The organism is Neoalteromonas arenosi, from assembly GCF_030362855.1.
Taxonomy (GTDB): domain Bacteria; phylum Pseudomonadota; class Gammaproteobacteria; order Enterobacterales; family Alteromonadaceae; genus Alteromonas_E; species Alteromonas_E arenosi.
The window spans coordinates 50,075-65,665 of sequence record NZ_JAUCBP010000007.1; the positions used below are offsets into that span (position 1 = coordinate 50,075).

Consider the following 15,591-nt stretch of genomic DNA (forward strand, 5'->3'; position numbering starts at 1 on the left):
TATGGTTAGATTTATCAGTATCGCGTTATTTGTGTTGACCGCGGTAACAGTGCATGCCAATGAACAGCAACAGGCTTTTGATGCATATGTACAGGGCTTAAAGAGCGAGGCTCTGAGTCAAGGGTATTCTGAGACTTTTCTCGAACCGGCCTTTGCAACGATTAAAATGCGCGAGCGAGTAATAACACGTGATCGCAATCAACCTGAACGCAAAATAACCCTCACTGAATACTTACAAACTCGCGTTCCAGACTGGAAGGTCAAGCAAGCGGTAGAATTACTTAACAAACACTTTGAACTGTTAGAAGCTGTAGAGCGCCAATTTGGTGTACAAAAGCGCTTTATCGTTGCGCTATGGGGTAATGAAAGCAATTTTGGACGCATCCAAGGCAAGGTTCCCGTGCTGTCTGCCCTAGCAACTTTGGCGTTTGAAGGCCGACGCGAAGCGTTATTTCGCAAACAGTTCTTTGATGCTTTGGCGATTCTCAAGGCCGGTCATGTAGAACTGGATAGTTTTACTGGCTCTTGGGCCGGTGCAATGGGACAAAGCCAATTCCTGCCTAGCTCATTTCTAACTTACGCCGTAGATTTTGATGGCGATGGCAAAACCGATATATGGCGTTCAACGGCCGATGTGTTTGCATCAATTGCTAATTACTTAGCTAGCGAAGGGTGGAACGGTACGCAAACGTGGGGGCGCCAAGTAAGCCTGCTTGACCCTGAGTTGAGTAGACTGGCAAGCTTAAATCGACAAGCGGCTAAAGACTTATCCGATTGGCAAACACTTGGGATCCGCCGTTTTGATGGTCGAGATTTACCGCAAGTGACGATGACTGCAAATTTGGTTATGCCAGACGGGGCACAAGGGCGTGCCTACTTGGTATACAATAATTTTCAAACACTGATGAAATGGAACCGCTCAAGCTACTTTGGTATTTCGGTAGCCTATTTGTCCGAGCGGATTAAAAAGGGGTCATGAGTTACCAACACAAGTGGCACCATGGTGCGTTAGTCGAGCACAAGCCCGGCAAAGTGGTGTGCGTGGGACGCAATTACGCTGAGCATGCCCGTGAATTAGGGAATGACATCCCGGGCGAGCCGGTGCTATTTATCAAACCAGCAACTGCATTACAGAGTTTTGAGCGCGGCGTGTGTTTGCGGCATCGAGACGAGCCTTATCACTATGAACTTGAGATAGCCTTGTTGATCGGGGAAAAAACTGCACATTTAGCTAGTGATTCGAATTTATCCGCTGTCATTGGTATGGGACTCGGGTTAGATTTAACCCTGCGAGCGACGCAAGCGAAATTGAAAGCGGCTGGGCACCCCTGGGAGCGTGCTAAGGCATTTGACGGAAGCTGCCCAATGACACCTTTCGTTCCCATAGAAGAACTCAATGGGGATTGGATGCAAGTATTCTCGCTGGCGATTAATGGTGAGCTGCGTCAATATGGCAACCCGCATGACATGCTGTTTGGTTATGCAGAGCTGCTGCGAGAGATTCAAAAAAACTTCACATTATTACCAGGGGATGTAGTCCTCACAGGCACGCCAAAAGGCGTGGGCGAAATCGACAATGGCGATAACCTCATATTGCGGCTGGGTAAGCATATGTCCTATGCTTCGAATGTGATTATTGAGTAACGATGAGCTCGAACATGGCAGAAACACCCTTTTGGGAAACCAAAACATTGGCAGAAATGACACCGCGGGAGTGGGAGTCGATTTGTGATGGCTGCGCAAAATGCTGCCTGCATAAGTTTATTGATGACGAGTCTGAAGAACGCTCAGTATACGAAGTAGATGGCAGCGAGGTTATTCATGATGGCGAGCAGGTACACTTTACCAATATCGTTTGTGAGCTGCTCAATACCAAAACTTGCAGTTGCACAGACTATGCAAACCGCACAACGTTGGTGCCCGAATGTGTGCAGTTGACCAAAGACAACTTGGAACAAATCTATTATATGCCACCGAGTTGCAGTTACCGCCGCTTACAAGAGGGTAGAGGATTGCCGAGTTGGCACCCATTACTCAACGGCAATAAAAAATCGGCAATGCATAAGGCAGGAATGTCGGTGCGCGGTAAGACCGTGTCAGAGGCAGACGTATACCTTGATGACTTTCAGCAATATATCGCGTTATGGCCGCTTGAAGATGTGGATTAAGCGTGCGGCCAGCACTACCACTAATAATGCAACGTAGAAACCGAAGATAACCATCATCCACTGCGCCATGCCCATGCCGGCAAATTGCCATGTATCATCTAGGCAGTCGCCAGTTGCGGCAAAAATATCAGGCAGCCATTCATGCAATGGCATCCAGCTTGGAAAGTTAGGAACTATTTCACAGGGTGCAAAGAATGGATTTGGGGCGCTGAGAATGTCTACATGTTCGTAGGCAATCATAAATCCCCAGACTGCCGACAATCCCCACACACCATACGCAACCAGGCGCGTTAAGCTGGTGTTGTGCAGCAAAGGTAATAATGCCGCAAACAGAATTCCAAACATTGCTGTACGTTGATAGATACACTTAATACATGGCTGAAGGCCCATAGCGTGCTGAAAGTACAAAGCCGTTAGCTCCAGCGCCAAAGCAGAAACGAATAATAAACCCCAACTTGAACGTTGCTTTGACCATTGACTTAACATTACGACCATAAAATTCTCTTGTTATTGTTGTTTAGGAATTTGAGCTAGCCCTGAGGGAATACTACTCGGTTGTTGAACATAATACCGAGTTTCCAATACATCGGGCAAATACTAATCATACGTTGAGCAGGAAAGTACTGGAATAATTTATGTAATTCAGAGGGTTAACCACTTAATATTGGTCTTGCGTACGGTTGTTTTTGGCTTCTTACTCTACGACTTATTGCTAATTGTTATTTTTATGTTTACGTGAGACTGGAATCTTGCCAATATTGACTGGTACAATCAGTCGTTAAAAATAAGAACACAGGTGCGTCGTACATGATTTATAAGGCCCAAAGTCCTGCCGGATTCGCAGAAGAGTATATCGTAGAGTCGATCTGGAGTGGACGTTTTGCGCCCGGTACGATACTTCCAGCAGAACGTGAGCTCTCTGAGTTGATCGGAGTCACCCGTACAACGTTGCGCGAAGTACTACAGCGACTGGCTCGGGATGGCTGGTTAACTATCCAACACGGCAAACCCACGAAAGTTAATAACTTTTGGGAAACCTGTGGTTTAAATATCCTCGAAACACTCGCTCGGCTTGATCAAGATGGTATTTCTGACTTAATAGATAACTTGCTCGCAGCTAGAACTAATTTGAGTGCTGTTTTCATTCGCGGCGCACTGCGCAATAACGCCGATAAGGCTGTAGAGATTATTAGTCGCTATACAGAAGTCCCTGAAGACGGCCCCGCATTCGCTGATTTCGACTATCAATTAAACCATGATCTTGCTCTTGCTTCTGGTAACCCAGTATTCGTGTTAATGATGAATGGGTTTCGCGGCATGTACTCGCGTATCGGCGGTTACTTTTTTTCGCATCAAAGAGCTCGCGATGTGGCCAAAGATTTTTACGCCAAATTGCTTGCCGCAGCCAAACAAGGCGATTATGAGTCTGTTCCCAATTTACTTCGTCAATACGGCATCGAATCAGGTGTGGTGTGGAGTGAAGTAAGAGAGTCAATGCCAAGCGATCTGGTCGATTAAATTCCTAATTAATTCATACGCTTAAAAAAGTTTTTCAAAAAAACCGCATATTAGTATGCGGTTTCTAATTGTCGTTTGTACTCTATATATGAAAGTTAAATCGGTCACTGGAGAACATCATGACTAAAACAGATCAAATTAAAGCTAAGTTCAACGAAGCAGAAGAGTTCGCACGTAAAATCTGGTTGGCAGGTTTAGGTGCATACGGTAAGAGCATTGACGAAGCTCAAGGTCGTTACGAGCAAATAAGCACTGAAACTCAAAAAATGTTTGAAGAGTTAGTGGTTAAAGGTGAAGCCCTTGAAGAAGATGCAAAAGGCAAGTTTAAGCAGACAACGTCAGAAGTTGAAGAGCGCGTTGCTGACGTGCGTAAAAAGCTGGGCTTAGATAATGATAATGCCGATCAAAAGATCGAAGAGCTTAGCGCAAAAATTGACGCGTTAACTGAAGCCGTTGCGAAGCTTGCAGCCGCTAAATAAAACCTAACGCACTCTTCGGAGTGCGTTTTCTTTTCCGTTGCTGACGATTAACTGCATCAAAAAATGTAGCGACATTACCAGTAACGACTACACTGAAAAGCACAGCAAAAAATCGATTGAGGGAAGTGAAATGTCTACAACCAGCAAAAATCCATTTACTAGTTTTGTTAACGCATACTGCGGATTAGTGGCGAATCAAGTTAGTGACTTATCGACTCAATTTGATAATGCTGTGTCTAAATCAAATGCTTTATTCAACGATCTTGCAAGTCGAGGGGAGGCTGTTGAAGCTGACCTGAAAAAAGCCATGCCGCGGAGTGATAAAATGAACAAGACAATTAAAAACTGGTTTGATGCTTTGAGTTTTGGCAGCGCGCAACGCGAAAAGCAGTTGGACCAGCTATCAGGTAAGGTCGACAAACTCATCGACCAAGTAGCATTACTCGCTGAACAGCGTGCAAAAGAAGCTGCGGCTGCAAAGAAAACTCAGACACGCAAGGCACCCGCGAAGTCAACGGCCACAAAAACTGCCGCCGCGGCGAAACCCGCAGCGAAAAAGCCTGCGGCAAATAAACCGGCAGCTACCAAAAAGCCCGCAGCTAAAAAGCCGGCAACAACAAAAAAGCCAGCAGCTAAAAAGCCCGCAACAACAAAAAAGCCAGCAGCAAAAAAAACGGCACCTAAAGCTGAATAAGACAGGCGTTTAAGCCATTAGCAAAATAAAAAAGGAGTTCAAGCTCCTTTTTTATTGGCGTTGCCAAATAGCCCGCCAGTCGTGAAATGCGTCACTCGCTAACCAACTAGGTTCGATTGTATCGGTTTGTTTAACCAAGGTGTCTATTTGTTCATTTTCGCTTGGCGTGAACTGTTTACGAGTCTCACTGAAGTAATAGTTTTCTATTTTATGTGCGACTTGCGGTGATTCTGCTAATGGGTAGCCGGCTTTAGCAAATAGCGGCAATACGTTGGGTTCGTGTTGCTTACGTGGATTTAGCCCTAAAACAATTCCCGAATATTTGGTTGTGTTTATCCCAAAACCTTGTGGAAATACGCCGGTTATCGCATTAAAAGCTTCGGCAAGTTGGCTATTGAGAACACCTTTTTTACCTAGTTGATCAATTAGAGCACAACCTTTAGGCACGTCCACACGTGAAAAATCGGGTTTGGTTGATAGCACAATTGAGGTGTAAATCTGCGGGATTTTCAATATCTGACCTATCCCAGACTTAGGCTTGTATGCATCTTTAACCAGCTCTAGCACGGTTGCATGAGCTATCACTTGTTGTTCTGGTGTTGCGTAATCAGTGGCATAGTCAACGCCCAAACCTAAAGTTACGTAATCGACACTAAAGCGATAGTTCATTTTGAGTAATGACTGGCGCTCGTCAGCTTCTAGTACTCTAAACGGGTTGGCATTGCCATCTGCACCGTTAAGTAATTTAAGTGCTAACGGGTGTTGCAGACCGGCATCTTGAAATAATGCAGCAATCATTGCAGGTGTAGCGACAGTTGCATACCAGAGCTTGCGAGTCTCGATATCTTCATTGTAGCGCGCTTCGGGTTGACGGAATGATTGCCAATTTGGCACTTTACATATTTGCTTGCGAATCACTTCGTCAACCAAACGCAACGTCAGTGCCATCTTGTACGGCACTTTGAGTTTTTGGTGGATCGTTTGGTGTGATGCTTCAGATTGTTCTGCAATTAGCCACAATGCAGCCAAGAATTTGGCTGTCTTTTGTTGTGTTTCTGGATATGAGTTACCTTCGCAACAATCAAATACCATTTGACACAAGCGCCGTACTTTCGCTAGTCGACGATTGCGCGACGTATCATCTGCTTGTTTGGCCTCATCGAGTTTCGCTATCGCATCTTGTAACTCTGCATCAGTCGCACTATCCGCACCCTCAGCCAACTTATCCTGTAAAACCGAAATTGCAATTTTAAGATCTAATTGCTGTCGGGTACTCTTGGCATCCCCAACGAAAAACGCGGTGATATCATCAAAAACCGAATCAACCTCGTCGTTTTCTGAAGAGATAAGATCAACGATTTCTAATACCTTTCTTATATACGGATCGCCGGCAAATGCCTTATTCATGCAGTTTTCGATTCCACTAAACGTAAATTTTGTGCTTGTCCAAGAACCCGAGCTTCGCGCTCTTTGAGTTGTTTCAAATAGCGGCGTAACAACTGGCTGATATGCGTACTGCGCTCAATATAATCAAGTTGTGGCCAAGTCGCTTTCTCACCATTGCGAATTAATTCCGCGATACTCTCAACGGTAGGATTGGACCATAAATGAGCCAAACTGCGCATGCCGCGCTCGGGTAAAATATTGATGTCCCCAACATATTGTTGATCGATTACCGAACGCAATTTGTGAATGGCTAATTTCGCCGCGCGATTACCTACTGCTGACTCCAATACATCAAACGCATAGATACTATTCACTTTGGCCAGATTGGTAATGTGACGCATGGTAATACTCGATACACTATTGGCGTCTTTGCGATTACGCGACAAAAATGGCACCGCTAACGGGTTGGTCTGACTGACAATACTATGGTTTACACCGTACAAGCGCGCTAGACGCTCGAAAGGTAAATCAGCCATCAACGAGCCGTCAGCAAATCGGCGATTCGGTATGTATGGGACAATTTCTCCTGCGGCGTTTTTAGCCCGTAACTGCACCGGACTGAACACAATTGGCACCGCACATGAAGCACGCACTGCTTGGGTAATAATCGCATTGGGCGATGTTTTTGCGTTCAGCAAACGCGAAAACTGATGTAGATCGGCAGGTGAAACCGTTATCGTAATGTGTAAACCCGTGCGTTTAAAGGCCTCTTCAAACGTCATTACATCAAACATTTCAATCAGCGCATTTTCGAGTTGCGTACTGTCAAACATGCTTTTGCCGGTAACGCCTTTAAACACTCGCCAATTGCGGAATTTATTGTATATAAACTCCGCATTCAAAACATCGATCAATTCATCGCGTGTGCGAGTGCCGAGCATTGCGGCAATGATTGAGCCAGCGCTTGCACCTGAAATTACACCGGGTAGTAAATCGCGTTCATTCAACGATTTAACCACACCGCAATGAAAGAATCCGAGGCCTGCACCACCGCTTAGCATTAAACAGCTGCGGCCAAATGCATGTGCAGTTTCTTCGAAGAATGATAATTTTTCGTAGAAGTCTACTTCTGTTTCATTGGCAGCGTATATATCGTCAAGTGCGCCAGCGACTTGTTGATTGAATTCTTCAATCAAATGCTTGGTGCCAAGCTTAGATTGATGCTGCAGCACGGGATTGGCAATGTTGCCTAGATTACCGTGTAAGCCTTCATGGAGTATCGACATCAGGCTTAAAATATCACCTTGACCGCGGGCCAACTTTATCCGTTGTACCCGTTTACGGATCAAACGATAATCGTAATCTCGGCAGGGGTCTTTTGCTTTCCATTCGTTGGCACCAGAGAGCTCGTCGTGTTCGGCACACGCTTCGCGATACTCCCCATAGGTCTCTGCATGTTCAATGGCATCATCCAATTGCGCCAATCGATTGTTAAACAAAGGCATACATCACCTTTAAAAGCTATTTATCTTGAATCAGTGTAAACAAAATGTTTAGAAACCACTACCCAATTTATTGAGTTAACGTATTGTGGCTAATACCCAGCAATAATCATCAAATTAGGCGATGTTTGGTGGTTACGCCGACAAAACTTTAGGTTACACTCTGATATTGTAGTAATTCACGATAAAACAAGGCGCAAATCGTCGCTATGGAATGGATCCTCGCCAATCTGATGCTTTTCACCATCCCACTGGTTAGTGCGGTGGTGGGCTGGTTCACTAATTTTTTAGCCGTAAAAATGATGTTCTATCCCATCGAGTTTTTTGGCATCAAACCGATATTTGGTTGGCAAGGCTTGATCCCTGCCAAACGACGAGAGATGGCAGAAATAGAAGTAGAACTAGTACTTGGGAAGTTATTGAGCGTAGAAGAGCTTGCCGAGCGTCTCGACCCTGAAGAGCTAACTAAAGCTATACAGCGGCGTCTCAAACAAGTCGTGAAGAAAATCGTCAACGAAGTTATGCGCGAATCTGCACCGCATTTGTGGGCGGGGTTGCCGGCTGCAGGCAAAGATTTGGTCTACGCGCGGATCGAGGCAGATATTCCCAATGTCGTACACAAGCTAGTCAATGACTTTCAACACAACGTAAACGAAATTCTCGACATCAAGGAGCTCGTGGTCGAGCAATTGGTTAGCGAGCCCGAATTGATCAATGAAATTTTCTTGAAATCGGGAGAGAAAGAGTTTCCGTTTATCGTAAAATCTGGATTCTATTTTGGCTTCTTATTCGGTTTGCCAACAATGCTCTTTTGGTACTTCTATCAAACATGGTGGATATTGCCTTTGGGGGGATTGTTAGTGGGGTACGCCACAAATTGGATTGCGATAAAAATAATCTTTGAGCCCAAACACCCCGTCAAGCTTGGTCCAGTCAAAATCCAAGGCATGTTTCTCAAACGACAAAATGAGGTGGCTCGAGTTTACTCCGATATCATTGAACAAAAGCTGATCAACTCAAAAAATATCACCAATATGATTTTACATGGATCTGGCTCACAGCAGTTGTTAGAGCTTATTGAACTACACGTAAACGATGCTATCGAGCGCTATGTGTCTATCGCACAGCCTTATTTTGCGCTGGGTGTTGGTTCAGAAAACTATTTCCAAATGAAAGAGCTCGCGGTTAAGCAAATTTTCTTAAACTCGGACAAGTACCTCATGTATGCTTATGATTATGCTAATAAAGCTTTACAAGTGGGGGATGATTTGTGTGCGCGAATGCAAGAATTGAGTCCGGAAGAGTTCGAAGGTGTGTTGCGTCCTGCATATCAAGCAGATGAATGGAAGTTAATTGTTACAGGTGCTGTACTAGGAGGCATTGCCGGGGTTGCCCAGCTTTATTTTGTCTTCGGTTAGGAGGAGTACATGAAAACTGCAGAACGGGTCCTTGCTACATCGTTGGAGTTGTTCAATTATCACGGCGAGAGCTCGGTGACCAGTGTAGATATTGCCAATGAAATGGATATCAGTCCAGGCAATTTGTACTACCACTTTAAAGGCAAAGAACTTATCGTTGACGCCTTGTTCGATATTCATACCCATCAATTTGACCGTCTCCTTGACGTACAAAACATTGATAAGCTTACGTTAGAAGAGTACTTCTATTACCTTTACCTATTGCTTGAGCATATTCATCTTTATCGTTTCTTATATCGTTCGCCCATGGACTTGATGGAAAAATACCCTAAGGTCGCGAAAAACTTGGTGCGTTTGGTAAAGCGTTTGGAAGCTAAATTAGAGTCAGTTCTCACATTGGCGCAACAACGTGAATTGCTGAGCCTGACAGACAATGAATTGAAATCGCTAGTAGAGATGATGAGTTTAACCATCGTTCAGTCCAGCCAGTATTATCAAATGAAAGGCGATGTGGATGATGATCACCAAATTTATAGTACACTGGCACTGTTGTTGACATTATTGACACCAAGAATGCGCGTGCCGGTGGAAAACTTAACCGAGCTGCAACAGCAATTGTCATTACATGCATTTACCCGCGGAAACACATAGGCAGACGCAATGAATAAGCGAGCAAAAGCGAAGACGTTAACGTTTTTGGATAAAACATTTTGGCTGACGGAATCCGTTGATAACCCGAAACATGTAGCCAGTTTGCAACTGCTGAAAAAACCAGAAAGTGCAGCGCCCGACTATGTGGAAGCTTTGTACAACGAAGTCAGCCAATACGATAAAGCGTCGGCGCCGTTTAATTGTCATGTGAGGAGTTTTCTCGGCTTTCCACTGCGCTTAGTACCCAGTACACGTCTAGACATGCACTATCACGTGCAAATACACAAAGTGGATGATATGTCAGATAGACCTGCACTCGATGAGTACATCGCAAAAATGCACGAAGTGATGCTCGATCGCGATAAGCCTCTTTGGCAATTTCACTTTATTCACGACGGTAAAAGCGATGTTTACGGTATATACGTCAAAGTCCATCACATGTACGGTGACGGTGCGACGCTAGTCCGCTGGTTTCAACAGGGGTATCACACCGAATCCACGACCGAGAGCTTTATTCCGGTTTGGGCGGTCAAGCGCAAGCGCAATAAAGGTCCCAGAGTAAAATTTTGGCGCAAGATGTTACGTCAAACCTGGAGTCTGTTAGTTGCTACCAAAGACCTATTAGTTATTTTTATTCGTTTGTTTTTCAAGATTATTTGGATTAATCGGCACTATATGCCAATCCCATTTAGCGGCACCAGAACCGTCCTTACTGGACAAGTTAAGTCTGGACGCGCCGTTGCAACGATGGATATTGATTTTGAGCGCGTGCGAGTTGTCGGAAAAAAGACGCGTGCTTCAGCAAATGAAATCCTGTTATGCGTCTTCGATATTGCAATTCACCGTTTTTTGCAGGATTACGGTCACACCTTTGAAAAAGCCTTGTTTACAAATATGCCAATTAATTTACGCAAACCCGGTGAGCAGACTTCAGGTAATAAGATTGCCATTGTGCCGGTCGAGCTTGCCCATGGCGAAACAGACCCATATGTGCGTTTGCGACAAATTATTGCCAATCACCGCATTGTGAAGCATGCGGCGCAACATGCTAGTCCCGGTGCATTTAGCTATTACACTGTGGTAATTCAATCGTTTGCGCTCATTTTTGAAGTTTTGCGTTTGTCGAATGTGACTCGGCCGATTGCAAATTTGTTAGTTTCAAATGTACCGGGCCCCGCTGAAAAACGTTATTTAAAAGACAGTGAACTCATTGCCAACTATCCGGTTTCAACCATGACGCCGGGGGGCGGTGTTAACATCACCTTGATGACCTATTCAGGCGTCGCGAATATCGGCATGGTGTGTTGCAATAAAAACATTAAGACATTACAACCCCTCGCAGAATACTGTGCGGAGGCATTTGACCTACTTGAAAAGAGCATTGATGATCCGACAGTCAATATTGCTGATATCGGCGAGCACATTGCGGAAATGCCAGTGTCAATAGTGACCGAAACCTTACACACAGAGAGCAAACAGGCCAGTTAACCGTAGTTTAGCTAATTCAACAAAAACGCCGAGTAATTGCTCGGCGTTTTTGTTGCAGTATAAATGGAAAGACTATTCCGCTGTTTCTGATGTCCGATGCACAGCAGGTTTTTTCAAGTGTTTATGGAAAAACGGCATTACCCACTCGTACATCTGTTTCACTTCATCGGTTGAAGTAAAAGAGTGACCTGAGTTACGCATTATTTCGCGCCTGTGCTCAATACCATACATTGAAAGCATGTGACTCATGCGCCATGTATGTTCAACATCTACGATACGGTCCTTAGTACCGTGAATGAGCATGATGGGGGTTTGAATATTCTGCGCGTTGTAAACCGGTGAATATGATTTGAGCTCTTCCATCTGAACACTCGGATCGCCAATGATTTCTTTGAGTTTTTCAGTTAGGAGCTCGTTGTTCTGTACAGAACTAGTGTTAAATAACAAGGGTAAGTCCATTACACCCGCAAAAGAAACCGCGCATTTGTATGTGTCTGGCTCCCTTAGAACACCCATTACCGCTGAGTACCCTCCATAGCTACCACCAAATAAACATACACGGTCTTGATCTAAAGCTGCGTATGATGAAAAAGCATTTTGCACAGCGGCGTTAATATCATCTTCGATAGCGCGCCCCCACTGTTGCATGCCTTGCTGTTCAAAATCCCGACCATAGCCACCGGAGCCACGGTAGTTGACTCGTAAGACGGCATAGCCATTATGCACGAGCCATTCAACATCCCCTGTGAGGTATTGGGTGTCATACACACCAATTGGCCCGCCGTGCGGCATAATGATCAGTGGTACGCTATTGGCATCATTTAAATCAATATGCGCAGGATAAGAGAGAAAGGCTTCAATTGAGTATTGGTCATTGATCGCCGTTTCGAAAACGACCTTATTTGACAGTGTCACATCATCTAACCAAGGAAACAGTGATTCAAATGCATTACAGGCCTGCCCATATTTGGAACAGTACAGCAGCTGGCCTGGATTATTGTCGCCGTAACGTGCGATGATCATTGAGCTTGCATCAGCAGAGCTATCAAAAACGGTATGATTTAACGTTTCTTCTTGGGCTGCAATTACTTCGTATACGCGCTGAGCTTCAGGATCGATAAAGTATCGATTTAATCGCCCCTGCTCTAAGTAGGTAACTGCTATTGGGGCTTGTCCGTCACCCGCCATAACAATTGATCGCACATCCCGTTCCGGATGCTCGTATATCACTTCTGTTACGCTGGCACTGGCCAGATCAAATACCACCGCAGCCCGCTTGTCACGTTGATAGTCGGTTATAACCCATAGCTTAGTATTGTTCTCATCAACGCCATAAATATTGAAATAAGTATCTTCGTCGCCCGTCCAGATTGATTTCATCTTGCGTGAACTTTCTCGTTGGCGGCTCCATAAAATTGGTTTGTTGTCTTCATAGGAAATACCAGCGCGAAGACGACTACCTTGGTCGGTGACCCACTCTATGATCTTGCCGCTATTGGCATTGAATTTACTGCGTTTTTGAAAGCGATAAGGCTTATCAGCAAACAGGGGATACTTGTGTACATCACTGAAGACCTTGTCATCATTCCAGCGGTACTGAGCAAAAAGAATCGCGTTAGGTTGGTTAGGCAGGCGATCAACGATGTATCCTTGCACATCGATAAAATCACGCCGTACTTCAGTTACACCTGACTCATCATAAGCCAACTCAAGAATCATGGTACCAATCTTGCCACTGGATTTATTGCGCGTTTGTATGGCGAGGACGTCCTCCGAGAGCCACTCCAAATGCTGAATGTAAAATCGATTATTAACACCATACACGTCAGTGTAGGGTACAGTTTGACTGCCGACATAAACAGACCCAACCTTCTCATAAACTAACATGTCACCACTAGGGCTCAATATCGCTTGACCCACAACAGGTCTGCGAAAAAAGTCTTCCACAGGTAATTTTTCCTGTTGCGCTTGCAGTGTAAAAGTGATGCTTGAGAAAACGACGCTAAATAATAGATACCACTTCATTATTCTGCCTCCTGATGATAGCGCTGCTGGTAATAGTGTGACAAAAATGGATCAGAGGGCATTAATGCGTTATGCCACTCATAGCGGTGCAGCAAGTATGGATATTGTTCCTCAAGTAGCTTGATAGAAATTGCTGAACGATCATGTAGGTCGGCTCTGGCACCATGGTTAGTGCTTTCAAATATAAATACTCCAGCAAAATTCAGTCGTTTCGGCGTTACTGTAAAGACCATGGCGTCATCGGTAAAATCGTAAAATGTGTAGCTCGTAGAGCCTGCAACATCAATGTTGCTGTCTTGTAATGCAAACCCATTGAAACCAAGTTCAACTCTATCCCAGCGGTATGTGCCTTTATCCAAAGCGCGCACTTCAAAGTGTTGGTCGTAGACAAGTGGGCCAATCTTGAAGCTACTTAATACACCTTCACCGACAATTGAAATTTTGGGTGCAACGCCATAAGAATACGCAGACACTATGGTCAGCCCTTGAGTGTCATCTACCGTTTCTAACTCAACGCGAGCGTCAATGCGTTCCTCTAATCGACCGAGTAGTTTCTCGTAAGTGTCAACACGACGCTCTAGCCAGTTTTCGATAGTGTCTTGATCTTTACAATATTTTTGTGTTTTGGGGTCGGTATTGAGGTTGGTCGCAACGGCTAAGATTTCATGTGTAAAGCGCTGATAGTGTGTATCGTAGTCAAACTGTGACTTCCACACATCGGCGACCATTTCGAAGGTAAATTCAGGGTCGACTTGATATTTAAGGTATTTGCGTTTGTGTGACGCAAGTGATTGATCAAAATCGTCCTGTAACGCTTGTATATCACTTTTGTAATCAGCCGCTAATTCAGCTGCATACTTATCACAGCGATCGGCTAAGGCATCCGCACTTAATGCGCACAATAAGGGAATTAAAACCAGTTTTTTCATACTAACTTCTTGTCTTGTTACTACGGGGATGACAAGAAATATCTAGGCGTGAAGCAGTTCTGAGGCTCTTCATTAAGCCAAAAATCACTAAGACGTCAACATTCCTTGTCCGGTGCCAGTATGCTATGGAGTCATACTGTGCTCAAGATGTATTTGTATTGCGTTTTTGCGCTTCGCGCTTTACCCAAATAAACGTGAGATACATTTTGGTTGGCAGTGAAAGCGCCATGCCGACAGCGACACAGACGGCACTGATGATAATGCCCGTAACACCCATTGACTCCATGGTTTCGCTAAAGTTGTGCAAATAGATGCCAAGTAGAATTAACAATAAACCGAAGCACATGACAACTTTTAGAAGCGTAATGATTTGTTTATCGGTCATTTAACTCACTTTTAATACGCATATTCTTCGTTTAATGCGTAGCATACGGGTCATTGCTAAATGTTGACTTGATCGAGATCAGGCACGTTGGTACTAAAAGTAAAAACGCAGTTCGCTTTGTTCCACAACCACGTGTTTACCCAATCGAGAAAATAAGTTCTGTCGCCATTCTGCCGGGTCTAAAGTAAAGGTTAAATTGTTTTCAGCGATAGCTTGAATAACATGGTTTTCGATTTGTGGGCGATGGTAATCTAGAATCTTTTGCTTGCTGCCACCAATGTAGAGCTGCAAATAGTTGATCGCTTGATTTGATGTACCCGCGGTAAGAATGTTTAATGCCGATTTCATCGGGGTTGCCAAAAGACCGGATAATTGCACCGGCGAGAGTGAATCAATAATTTTACTCGTATCCGATAGTAACGCGTATTCATCGTTTATCAGAGCAACTTCATCAACCCGAATATTCTCTATTGTCAGTGTTACATGCTGACTTAAATAATGAGGGTCGGCTGAGACGATCACCACCAAGTGCGCGCGATATATGGGGTTAGCCAGTACTCTTATTTCTAAACCACATAGTAACTGGAGCTGAATGCGGTTGGTACTCTGTGGCATGCTGATTTCGCCCTCTAACAACGTCAGTTGGCCTTTGCCGATAGGCACGGGAATGTCTAGTGTTTGTGGGAAATAGGGAACGATTAAATCATTGAGCTCCTGCTCAGTGAATTGGTCATATTTAAGCTTGCCCATTTTCACCATTATCATCGCAATGAGAACTTTCATGCGGTCAGCAAAAGACAGTGGGCGCCAGAGGATCGACACAGGAGCTCAGTTCACGTTATTTAGTTTGATTGGTGCAAATAATGAAGTGCCACGCGATACTGTCAAGAAGAAAACCACATTATTGCAATAAATTTTCGGAATTTTAACATTCTGCTAACCCCATCC

General features: G+C 44.5%; 16 protein-coding genes. 9 read left to right on the forward strand and 7 right to left on the reverse strand.

The features are described 5' to 3' along the window. The first annotated feature begins 1 nt into the window (after position 1). From QTP81_RS06760 to QTP81_RS06770, 3 genes are read left to right on the forward strand one after another with little or no spacing between them, the layout of a single operon-like run. Complete coding sequence (locus QTP81_RS06760; protein WP_289364596.1) at positions 2-979, forward strand: lytic murein transglycosylase; 978 nt, start codon at positions 2-4, stop codon at positions 977-979. Further along, complete coding sequence (locus QTP81_RS06765; RefSeq protein WP_289364597.1) at positions 976-1,644, forward strand: fumarylacetoacetate hydrolase family protein; 669 nt, start codon at positions 976-978, stop codon at positions 1,642-1,644. The genes QTP81_RS06760 and QTP81_RS06765 overlap by 4 nt, the downstream gene beginning before the upstream one ends. A 14-nt stretch (positions 1,645-1,658) precedes the next feature. Continuing rightward, positions 1,659-2,168 (forward strand): YcgN family cysteine cluster protein, encoded by a 510-nt coding sequence (locus QTP81_RS06770; protein WP_289364598.1) that lies wholly within the window; start codon positions 1,659-1,661, stop codon positions 2,166-2,168. Here the strand turns inward: QTP81_RS06770 and dsbB are convergent. Next, positions 2,142-2,663, reverse strand: a complete 522-nt coding sequence (gene dsbB / locus QTP81_RS06775) for a disulfide bond formation protein DsbB (RefSeq protein WP_289364599.1) — start codon at positions 2,661-2,663, stop codon at positions 2,142-2,144. The two genes, QTP81_RS06770 and dsbB, sit on opposite strands and share 27 nt — an antisense overlap. 312 nt (positions 2,664-2,975) lie before the next feature. Here dsbB and fadR point away from each other — a divergent pair, with 312 nt between their 5' ends. From fadR to QTP81_RS06790, 3 genes are all read left to right on the forward strand, one after another. Further along, entirely contained in the window at positions 2,976-3,686 is a 711-nt protein-coding gene (gene fadR, locus QTP81_RS06780; RefSeq protein ID WP_289364600.1) for a fatty acid metabolism transcriptional regulator FadR, read from the forward strand. Between the two features lie 119 nt (positions 3,687-3,805). Next, complete coding sequence (locus QTP81_RS06785; protein ID WP_289364601.1) at positions 3,806-4,165, forward strand: phasin-related domain-containing protein; 360 nt, start codon at positions 3,806-3,808, stop codon at positions 4,163-4,165. A gap of 130 nt (positions 4,166-4,295) precedes the next feature. Next, positions 4,296-4,859: a hypothetical protein gene (locus QTP81_RS06790; protein WP_289364602.1), complete on the forward strand. Its 564-nt coding sequence runs from the start codon at positions 4,296-4,298 to the stop codon at positions 4,857-4,859. 51 nt (positions 4,860-4,910) lie between these two features. Here QTP81_RS06790 and QTP81_RS06795 read toward each other — a convergent pair whose 3' ends face one another. Continuing rightward, the gene (locus QTP81_RS06795) at positions 4,911-6,266 is read right to left on the reverse strand and encodes a hypothetical protein (protein ID WP_289364603.1); all 1,356 of its coding nucleotides are present in this window, start codon (positions 6,264-6,266) and stop codon (positions 4,911-4,913) included. Continuing rightward, on the reverse strand, positions 6,263-7,750 hold the full coding sequence (locus tag QTP81_RS06800; protein WP_289364604.1) for a DUF3336 domain-containing protein: 1,488 nt from the start codon (positions 7,748-7,750) through the stop codon (positions 6,263-6,265). The genes QTP81_RS06795 and QTP81_RS06800 overlap by 4 nt, the downstream gene beginning before the upstream one ends. 206 nt (positions 7,751-7,956) lie before the next feature. Between QTP81_RS06800 and QTP81_RS06805 the strand changes: the two genes are divergently transcribed. The 3 genes from QTP81_RS06805 to QTP81_RS06815 are packed head-to-tail and all read left to right on the forward strand — an operon-like array spanning position 7,957 to position 11,304. Continuing rightward, a complete protein-coding gene (locus QTP81_RS06805; RefSeq protein ID WP_289364605.1) occupies positions 7,957-9,165 on the forward strand; it encodes a DUF445 domain-containing protein in 1,209 nt (402 codons plus the stop codon). A gap of 9 nt (positions 9,166-9,174) precedes the next feature. Then, positions 9,175-9,816 carry a TetR/AcrR family transcriptional regulator gene (locus QTP81_RS06810; RefSeq protein WP_289364606.1) on the forward strand — a complete coding sequence of 214 codons (642 nt, stop codon included), beginning with the start codon at positions 9,175-9,177 and terminating at the stop codon, positions 9,814-9,816. Positions 9,817-9,825: 9 nt separating this feature from the next. Then, positions 9,826-11,304, forward strand: coding sequence for a wax ester/triacylglycerol synthase domain-containing protein (locus QTP81_RS06815; protein WP_289364607.1), 1,479 nt, complete (start codon positions 9,826-9,828; stop codon positions 11,302-11,304). Positions 11,305-11,376: 72 nt separating this feature from the next. Here the strand turns inward: QTP81_RS06815 and QTP81_RS06820 are convergent, their stop codons facing one another. The 4 genes from QTP81_RS06820 to QTP81_RS06835 all read right to left on the reverse strand — a co-directional run bounded on the left by QTP81_RS06820 (position 11,377) and on the right by QTP81_RS06835 (position 15,465). Further along, on the reverse strand, positions 11,377-13,329 hold the full coding sequence (locus tag QTP81_RS06820; RefSeq protein ID WP_289364608.1) for an alpha/beta hydrolase family protein: 1,953 nt from the start codon (positions 13,327-13,329) through the stop codon (positions 11,377-11,379). Then, on the reverse strand, positions 13,329-14,258 hold the full coding sequence (locus QTP81_RS06825) for a hypothetical protein (RefSeq protein WP_289364609.1): 930 nt from the start codon (positions 14,256-14,258) through the stop codon (positions 13,329-13,331). The genes QTP81_RS06820 and QTP81_RS06825 overlap by 1 nt, the downstream gene beginning before the upstream one ends. Before the next feature lie 142 nt (positions 14,259-14,400). Beyond that, the gene (locus QTP81_RS06830) at positions 14,401-14,643 is read right to left on the reverse strand and encodes a hypothetical protein (RefSeq protein WP_289364610.1); all 243 of its coding nucleotides are present in this window, start codon (positions 14,641-14,643) and stop codon (positions 14,401-14,403) included. Positions 14,644-14,736: 93 nt separating this feature from the next. Then, entirely contained in the window at positions 14,737-15,465 is a 729-nt protein-coding gene (locus QTP81_RS06835; protein WP_289364611.1) for a DUF1439 domain-containing protein, read from the reverse strand. Positions 15,466-15,591 lie beyond the last annotated feature (126 nt).